The organism is Staphylococcus sp. HMSC061G12 (assembly GCF_001838465.1).
GTDB classification, from domain to species: domain Bacteria; phylum Bacillota; class Bacilli; order Staphylococcales; family Staphylococcaceae; genus Staphylococcus; species Staphylococcus simulans.
Window position 1 is genome coordinate 1 of record NZ_KV837157.1, and the last position, 9,335, is coordinate 9,335.

A 9,335-nucleotide genomic window follows, 5' to 3' on the forward strand; every position below is an offset into this window, starting at 1 on the left:
TTATCTCATCAACCGAATTTATTATAGAGCCTAAGGTCTTAATTTCGTTATGAGCTATAAATTTAAGCCCAACCACGATAGCGTGCTGCTTCTGCAGTACGTTTAATACCGATAATGTATGCTGCTAAACGCATGTCAATTTTACGGTTTTGTGCTAATTCATAAATATCATTGAATGCTGTGATTAATTTATCACGCATTTTTTCGTTTACTTCATCTTCTGTCCAGTAGTAACCTTGGTTGTTTTGAACCCACTCGAAGTAAGACACAGTTACACCGCCGGCACTCGCAAGTACGTCTGGTACTAATAAGATACCGCGTTCGTGTAAGATACGTGTTGCTTCTAAAGTTGTAGGTCCGTTTGCTGCTTCTACTAAGATATCCGCTTTAATGTTTGGTGCGTTATCTTTTGTAATTTGGTTTTCAATTGCAGCTGGAATTAAGATGTCGCAATCTAATTCAAAGAGTTCTTTGTTAGAAATTGTTTCTTCAAATAAGTTTGTTACTGTACCAAAGCTGTCTCTACGGTCTAATAGGTAATCGATATCTAAACCTTCTGGATCAGATAATGCACCGTATGCATCTGAGATACCGACAATCTTAGCGCCTTTATCAAATAAGAATTTCGCTAAGAAGCTGCCTGCGTTACCGAAACCTTGAATGACAATTCTTGCTCCATTTAAATCAAGGTTTTTAATTTTAGCCGCTTGTTCAATCGCAATAACTACCCCTAATGCTGTTGAACGGTCGCGTCCTTCAGAACCGCCAAGCACAATCGGTTTACCAGTGATAAATCCAGGTGAGTTGAATTTATCTAATGCACTATACTCATCCATCATCCAAGCCATGATTTGTGAGTTTGTCATTACGTCTGGTGCTGGAATATCTTTAGAAGGTCCAACAATTTGTGAAATTGCACGTACATAACCACGAGATAATCGTTCTACTTCATGAATACTCATTTCACGTGGGTCACAGATGATACCGCCTTTACCGCCGCCGTATGGTAAGTCGACAATACCGCACTTCATTGTCATCCACATTGATAATGCTTTTACTTCATCCACGTTAACGTTCGGATGGAAACGAACGCCACCTTTAGTAGGTCCGACTGCATCATTATGTTGTGCACGATAGCCAGTGAAAGTTTTAACAGTACCGTCATCCATTCTTACTGGAATACGAACTTCTAAAAATCTTAAAGGTTCTTTCACTAAATCATACATACCGTCATCAAAACCTAATTTATGCAAAGCTTCTTTGATAATTTGTTGTGTCGATGCCACTAAATTATTGTTCTCAGTCATAATCCTTCTCGCCTCTTTTTCCTAACAATGATTTCGCTTTCATTTGTATTGTAACATAAGCGCTACCTTTTTAAAGGGTTTTCATTCCTTTTGTTACAACTTTTTGAACTCAGCTGAAAACCTTCTTAATTCTCTCTAATGCGTCATCAATTTCTTCCTTAGAAATAATCAATGGCGGCGCAAATCGAATCACCGTTTCGTGTGTTTCTTTGCACAATAATCCTTGTTCTTTTAATGCTTCAGCATATGGTCTCGCATTCTCTTTTAGTTCTAAACCGATGAATAAACCACGACCACGTACCTCTTTAATAGCTGGGTGATCAATCTTTCTTAATTCTTCTTGGAAGTAATCACCGAGTTCTCTTGAACGTTCTGCGAGCTTTTCATCTACCAACACATCTAATGCCGCAATAGAAACTGCTGCAGCTAATGGATTACCACCGAATGTAGAACCATGTGAACCTGGTGTGAAGACATCTAACACTTCATGATCAGCTGCTACAGCTGAAATTGGCAGTACCCCACCGCCAAGTGCTTTACCTAAAATGTACACATCTGGTTTTACATCGTCCCAGTCTGTCGCAAACATTTTACCTGAACGACCTAAGCCAGATTGGATTTCATCTGCGATAAATAAGACATTGTGCTCATCCGCAAGTTCACGAATCGCTTTCATATAACCTTCAGGTGGTACATTAATACCCGCTTCACCCTGAATCGGCTCTACTAAAATCGCAGCTGTATTTTCGTTAATAGCTGCTTTTAATGCATCGACATCTCCGAAATCTACTTTTTTGAATCCCTCTAGTAAAGGACCATAACCGCGTTGATATTCCGCTTCAGAAGACAATGATACCGGCGCCATCGTACGTCCATGGAAGTTGCCGTTAAACGCAATAATCTCAGCTTTATCTGGATCAATACCTTTAACTTCATAAGACCAACGACGTGCAGCTTTAACCGCTGTTTCAACTGCTTCTGCACCTGTATTCATTGGTAAGATTTTTTCTTTGCCTGTTAATTCACTGACTTTCTCGTACCAGTCCCCTAAATTATCACTGTTGAACGCACGAGAAACGAGTGTCACTTTATCCGCTTGATCTTTTAGTGCTTGAATAATTTTAGGATGACGGTGGCCTTGGTTAACTGCTGAATAAGCCGCTAACATGTCCATGTATTTATTGCCTTCAGGATCTGTTACCCAAATACCGTCTGCCTCAGAAATGACAATTGGAAGTGGCGTATAGTTGCGCGCCCCATAGTGTTCTGTTTTTTTGATAATATCTTCTGTTCTTGTCATAAATGATTCCTCCTCTATATCCCTTTGTTTTTATTTTTCTTATAGAATGTCACTCCATTGTATAGTTTCCACACTTTAAAATATTTTTGAAAAAAATCACATTATAGATACCGCATAATGCGACTAGAGCTATAATGTGATTTGTGTTGCTTACTTCAATCTTCTTTCAAGTTGTTTATATTGTTATATTTTATAGGTGTTCAGATACTGTACGACCTTGTAGGTGAAGCACTAGATAGTCTGGGCCACCTGCTTTAGAGTCTGTACCTGACATTTTGAAGCCGCCGAATGGTTGGTAACCGACAACTGCACCTGTACAACCACGGTTGAAGTAAAGGTTGCCGACCATGAAGTCGCGACGTGCTTGTTCGAGTTTGAAGCGGTTATTAGAAATAACTGCACCTGTTAAACCGTATTCAGTTGCGTTCGCATATTCAATCGCTTGATCGAAGTCTTTTGCTTTACTGAAACCAACAACAGGTCCGAAGATTTCTTCTTGCATCACACGGCTGTCATAAGCTAAGTCCGCAAATACTGTCGGATATACAAAGTTTCCGACTTCATCGTCTACTTTACCGCCAGTTACTAAACGACCTTCATCTTCGCCGACTTTCAAGTAACTTTTAATTTTCTTCAATGCTTTCTCATCAATAACAGGGCCCATAAAGTTATTGTAGTCTGAAGCATCACCGACTGTTAAAGCTTCAGTTGCTTTTTGAACACGTTCTAATAAGTCATCGTAAATATCTTCTACTGCGATAACACGTGAACAAGCTGAACATTTTTGTCCAGAGAAACCGAATGCTGAGTAAACAATCGCATCAGTCGCAACATCTAAATCCGCTTCACTATCAACCACAATTGTGTCTTTACCGCCCATTTCTGCAATGACACGTTTCAAGTGGTTTTGACCTTCTTGGATTTTAGATGCTTTCTGCATAATGCTTGTACCGACATTTTTAGAACCTGTGAATGAAATTAAACCGACATCTTTATTTTCTACTAAGAAGTCACCGATATCACTAGAATCGCCAGGAATCCAGTTTACTACCCCTTTTGGAAGTCCTGCTTCTTCTAATACTTCCATAAATTTGTATGAAATAACCGGTGTGTTTGATGATGGTTTTAATAATACCGTATTACCTGTTACTACAGGTGCTACTGTTGTACCTGCCATAATCGCATACGCAAAGTTCCAAGGAGAGATAACGACAGAAACCCCGATTGGTAAATAATCAAATTGGTTGTATTCTCCTGGACGAGAGTTGACAGGTTTACCGTCTTTCAGTTCTAACATTTGACGTCCATAGTATTCCATGAAGTCAATCGCTTCTGCAGTATCAGCATCTGCTTCTTTCCATGGCTTACCGCCTTCTTTTGTAAGCAATGCTGAAAATTCGTGTTTACGACGACGTGTAATCGCAGCAGCTCTGAATAAAATATCTGCCCTAACTTCAGGAGCTACAGTACGCCATGTTTTAAACGCTTCTTTCGCCGCTTCTAATGCTTTTTCCGCTAATTCTTTATTCGCCTTAGAGACATAACCGATTGTCTCTTCTCTATTCGACGGGTTGAATGATCTTACTTTATCGTCTGTATAGATACGTTCACCATTAATAATGAGCGGATACTCTTTACCTAAGTCTTCTTCGACTTTTTTGAGCGCTTTTTCATAAGCTTCTCTGTTCTCTGCTTTTTGGAAATCTGTAAATGGTTCATGTTTGTACGGAATCATTTTTAATCCCCCTTTGTTTAATATTAAAAATGGTATAAGAAAGCCCTTACATTTCTAATAATTACATAAAACTCCTATGATGTAAAAGGAAAAATGCTTAAAATTACGAAAATTTAAAATAGTGTGATTGCGCAAGACTGTCACGACAGGAAAAAGAAGATTCTACACAAAAATTAAAAAAGACCACACGCTTAATACGTGCAGTCTTATATATAAATCTTAAACTTTCATATAATATGATTTCATTTCCCTTACCAATGAATTAATGTTCACCTTTTTCTGGTAATGGATAGAAACCATTATCAAATTGTTTCCATAAGTTTGGCGGTAAATTATGATTATCTTCACGAGTCGAATCAAAGTAAGAAATAATATCTTCTGTACGTCCTTCTTTAATCTTCTCAATGAATTCAGCATCTAACAAGATTTCTCGACCTAGCGCAATGAATTGTACACCTGTATTTAAAGCGTCTAAAGCCTCATCAGCGTTAAAGATTGAACCGATACCTACTAATGGGATTTTATCGTCAATCCAGTCACGAATGAGCTCAATACGCGTTTTACCTTCATATGTGCCCTCTCTAGTTTTAGAGTGGATGTCCATCAGTGAAGCATGAAGATAATCTAGTGGTTTGCTAGATAAGTAACCTAATAATTCTTTAGTTTGTTCCATTTTAATGCCGTCTTCTTCTGGATCTTCTGGTGAGAAGCGGTAGCCGACAATAAAGTCTTTATCTGCGAATTTACGAACTGTGTTCAGCACTTCATCTACCACAGCAAGCGGATATTTATAAGGCTTGCTCCACTCATCTTGACGACGATTGTAGTGGCGTGAAACGAATTGGTGAATTAAATAATGGTTCGCACCATGAATTTCTACACCATCAAAGCCTGCTTCAATAACACGGCGTGTCGCTTCACCGAAAGCTTTGATTGTTTCTTCTATTTCATCAGGTGTAATTTCACGCGCATGATGTTCTTCTTGTTGGCCGAAACTCTTCAATGAAATCGGACTTGGCGCTACGACATCTCCTTCTGGTGTTAAGTTAGGTAGAGATTGCGCACCAGCATGATGAATTTGTACAAGTGCTTTTGCGCCATTTTTCTTCATGACTTCAGCTAATTGTTTTAATCCTTCAATATCTGAGTCATGCGCCACTGAAGGCTGACCTGGGAAACCTTTACCAATGTCTGTCACATTACTTGCAGCACTGACACTGATTCCTACATCTTTAGAACGTAACTCCATATGTTTCAGCTCATCTTCTGAGATGGTACCATCTTCATTAGATGATACGTGTGTCAATGGTGCAAGCACAAAACGATTTCTAATCTCTACTCCATTTGGCAGAGTATATGATTCAAACAATGGTTCATATTTCTTATCCATTTATACGTGCCTCCTAATTTATCTTTGTGCATTCATTTTAAAGCACCGATAAATAAATTAAAAAAGAATCGCTCAAATCATTTTGAAGACAAAATAAATAAAAGGCCAATATACCACATGCTTATCATGTCGTATATTGACCTTCATATGAGATTAGAGTTTATTTTCTCTAATCATTCTCTTAGACTGCGCAATCCAAACCGGTAAACGTTCTTCTAATGTTTGAAACCCGTATTTTTCGTTTTCTTTGATCTCATCCAAAACAGATTTTTTCTCTTTCTTACGTTCATAATTTTTAAAGTAGTCATTATCTTTTAATGACAAATTGAGTTTACCTTCTTCATCTATAGACAGTATCTTGGCTTTGACAATTTGTCCTTCAGATAAGAACCGATTTAAATTATGGACATAATCATTCATGATTTCTGATATATGAATGAGTCCTTCCGTGTTGTCAGGGGTTTCTACAAATGCGCCATAAGGTTGAATACCAGTCACTTTAACTTTTACGTGTTGTCCTGATTTATAGTGATTATTCAACTTAATAACCCCTTAATTTCGTATTATTTCTAACAATAACATCATAGCATAAATTAAAGAGGCTCACTAACCGTAACGGTATGATATTTTCGAATTTTTTGATTTATAGCGCAAATTTCACTGAAATAAATAAGATAAATCTCTACCTTAAAATTCCAATAAAAACACAAAAGCACCCCTGCTTTCGATATCAAATCGATCGCAGAGGTGCACACTTACTTAATCATTCTTTTGAAAGAACGGATTATTTTTCAGTGTTATCTTTGTCTTCATTTTTACGTTTTCTGAAGAACATCATTAAACCACCAATCGCAAACATTAATGAAGCATATTGTGGGTCGATAGATGAAACATCTTGACCTGTTTCTGGTAATGCTTTCGCTTTATTTTTGCCTGCATTTTCAGCTTTAGCTTTAGTTGCTCCAGCTTTTTCAGCTTTTGTACCTTTTGTAGCTTTAGATGTTTGTTTATCTTGTGCTTTCACATCAGATTTTGTATCAGATTTAGCTGTATTTGGTGTAGATTCAGTTGTTTTTCCTGTTTCTTTCGCAGGAGCATTAACTTTTTCTAGACCATTCAATGCAGTTTCAACAGCTTTAGTTGCTTCTTTAATATCTTGAACAGAAACATTATCTGCTTTTTCAACAATGACTTTTCCATCTACAACTGCTTGATCTAATTTTTCAACAGATTCTGGAGTGTATTTAGATTTATCAATTGTTTCAGTTTTATCTAATGCTTTTTCAAGTTCAGCTAAAGCGTCTGCTTTGGCTTTCGCAACTGCATCTGCTTTATCTTGAGCCGCTTTAGTTTCAAGTGCTTTTTCTAAATCAGATTGTGCTTTGTCCACAGATTCTTGAGTCGCATTTTGATCTGCTTCAACTGTTACTGCTGTATCTAATGCATCTTTTACAGCTTTGTCTTCTTTATCAGTTACATTCAAGTCTAATCCTTCAGCAGTTTTAATCACTTTTTCAAGTTCCGATTTATCTGCTTTGGTTACTAAGCTTGATTGTGTTGACTTCAAGACTTCAGTTGCTTTGACAACTTGTTCCACTGTTACAGATTCTGGATTGTTTACGATACCTTGTGCCACCGCTTGTGCTTCTTCGAATGGAGCAACGCTGTTTGGTGTGAAGTTATCTTTAACCACTGTTCTTGAGCTTGCAAGTTGTGCTTTCAACGCTTCTAACGCTTTGTTGAACGCTTGTACTTTTTCTTGATCAGCTTTGTCTTGAGCTGCTTTATTTTCAAGCGCTTTTGCTAAATCAGATTGAGCTTTGTCGACTTCTTCTTGTGTTGCGTTGAAGTCTTCTTGTACTTTGATTGCTTTATCTAAAGCATCTTGAACCGTTTTGTCTTCTTTGTCATTAACGTTCAATTCAGTATTTTCTGCTGTGTCGATCACTTTATCAAGTTCAACTTTGTCAGCTTTTTCTACTAAATGTTTTTGCGCTTCTTTCAAGTCTTGTGTTGCTTTATTGATTTCTTCAACTGTTTTACCAGAAGAATTTTTCACGATAGCTTGACCTGTTGTTTCAGCTTTAGTTAATGGTTCTACACTGTTTGGAGTATATGCATATTTATCGATTGAAGCTACTTTTTCAAGTTCTTTTTTCAATACTTCTAATGCAGCATTCACTTGATCAGCTTTATCTTGAGTTGCTTTTGTTTCAAGTGCTTTTGCTAAATCAGATTGAGCTTTGTCGACTTCTTCTTGTGTTGCGTTGAAGTCTTCTTGAACTTTGATAGCTGTGTCTAAAGCATCTTTGACTGCTTTATCTTCTTTGTCATTAACGTTCAATTCAGTATTTTCTGCTGTGTCGATCACTTTATCAAGTTCAACTTTGTCAGCTTTTTCTACTAAATGTTTTTGCGCTTCTTTCAAGTCTTGTGTTGCTTTATTGATTTCTTCAACTGTTTTATCAGCAGAATTATTTACAATAGTTTGACCTGCAGTTTCAGCATCTGTAACTGGTTTAACACTATTAGGAGTGTAGAAGTCTTTGTCGATAGTTTTTACTTTTTCAAGTTCTGCTTTCAATGCATCAAGCGCTTTGTTGAATGCGTCTACTTTATCTTGAGTTGTTTTAGCTTTTACTGCATTTTCAAGATCAGTTTTTGCTTTATCAACTGTTTCTTGTGATGCGTTTTGATCTGCTTGAACTTCTTTAGCAGTATTTAATGCATCTTGAACCGCTTTATCTTCTTTATCAGCTGGATTAAGCTCTAAAGTTTCTGTAGTTTTAACAACTTTATTCAATTCTTCTTTATTTGCTTTAAGTTCAAGTTTATTTTGAGCACCAGTAATTGTTTGTGCTGCTTGTTTCAACTCTTCAACAGTCTTAGTAGCATCAGCACGAGCTGTTTCACCAGCTTTAACAGCTTCTTCTAATGGAGTGACAGTGTTTGGTTTGTATTCATCTTTAACTACTGAATTTGCTTCTTTAATAGCTTTTGTTAAAGCATCTAAAGCATCTTGACGTTCTTTTGCAGCAATCGCATCGTTAATTGCTTTTGTTGCGTTAGCAACTTGTTCTTGTGTTACATTGTGATCTTCGTTAACAGCTTCACCTGCTGTTACTGCATCTTGAACGGCTTTGTCTTCTTTGTCAGTTGCAACTAAATCACCTAAAGTTTTTGCTTTTTCAAGTGCTTTCACAAGTTCTGTTTTATCTGCTTTTGAAACTAAGTTTGCTTGAGCATCTTTCAATGCTTTTGTTGTTTCCTCAATTTCTTGAGTTGTTTTATTAGCTGCATTATCAACTACATTTTGTCCTGCAGTTTCAGAGTCAGTTAAAACTTTTACGCTGTTTGTAGTGTAAAGTTCTTTATTAACTGTTTTTGCTTTTTCAAGCTCTGCTTTCAATGCATCTAAAGCATTTTGTTTTTCAACAGCTTCTTTAGTATCTTGTGCTTTTTTAGCATTTAACGCATTATCTAATTCAGTTTTAGCTGTATTCACTGCTTCTTGCGTTGCATTTTGATCAGCTTGTACTGTTTTCGCTTTGTCTAAAGCGTCTTGAACAGCTTTATCTTCTTTATCATTTGTATCAAGCGCAC

At 37.0% G+C, this 9,335-nt stretch carries 6 protein-coding genes; all 6 read right to left on the reverse strand.

Translation table 11 applies throughout. From position 1 onward, the window contains the following. Nucleotides 1–62 precede the first annotated feature (62 nt). The gene (locus tag HMPREF2937_RS10930) at nt 63–1,307 is read right to left on the reverse strand and encodes a Glu/Leu/Phe/Val family dehydrogenase (RefSeq protein WP_002481866.1); all 1,245 of its coding nucleotides are present in this window, start codon (nt 1,305–1,307) and stop codon (nt 63–65) included. A gap of 109 nt (nt 1,308–1,416) precedes the next feature. Next, nucleotides 1,417–2,607 carry an ornithine--oxo-acid transaminase gene (locus tag HMPREF2937_RS10935; RefSeq protein WP_023015791.1) on the reverse strand — a complete coding sequence of 397 codons (1,191 nt, stop codon included), beginning with the start codon at nt 2,605–2,607 and terminating at the stop codon, nt 1,417–1,419. Nucleotides 2,608–2,797: 190 nt separating this feature from the next. Beyond that, on the reverse strand, nt 2,798–4,342 hold the full coding sequence (gene pruA, locus HMPREF2937_RS10940) for an L-glutamate gamma-semialdehyde dehydrogenase (RefSeq protein ID WP_002481864.1): 1,545 nt from the start codon (nt 4,340–4,342) through the stop codon (nt 2,798–2,800). Nucleotides 4,343–4,604: 262 nt separating this feature from the next. Further along, the gene (locus tag HMPREF2937_RS10945; protein ID WP_070864585.1) at nt 4,605–5,732 is read right to left on the reverse strand and encodes an NADH-dependent flavin oxidoreductase; all 1,128 of its coding nucleotides are present in this window, start codon (nt 5,730–5,732) and stop codon (nt 4,605–4,607) included. 153 nt (nt 5,733–5,885) lie between these two features. Beyond that, complete coding sequence (ygs, locus tag HMPREF2937_RS10950; protein ID WP_002481862.1) at nt 5,886–6,272, reverse strand: S1 domain-containing post-transcriptional regulator Ygs; 387 nt, start codon at nt 6,270–6,272, stop codon at nt 5,886–5,888. A gap of 244 nt (nt 6,273–6,516) precedes the next feature. Then, nucleotides 6,517–9,335 (reverse strand): FIVAR domain-containing protein (locus HMPREF2937_RS10955; protein ID WP_180364640.1); only part of this gene is annotated, 2,819 nt, incomplete at its 5' end.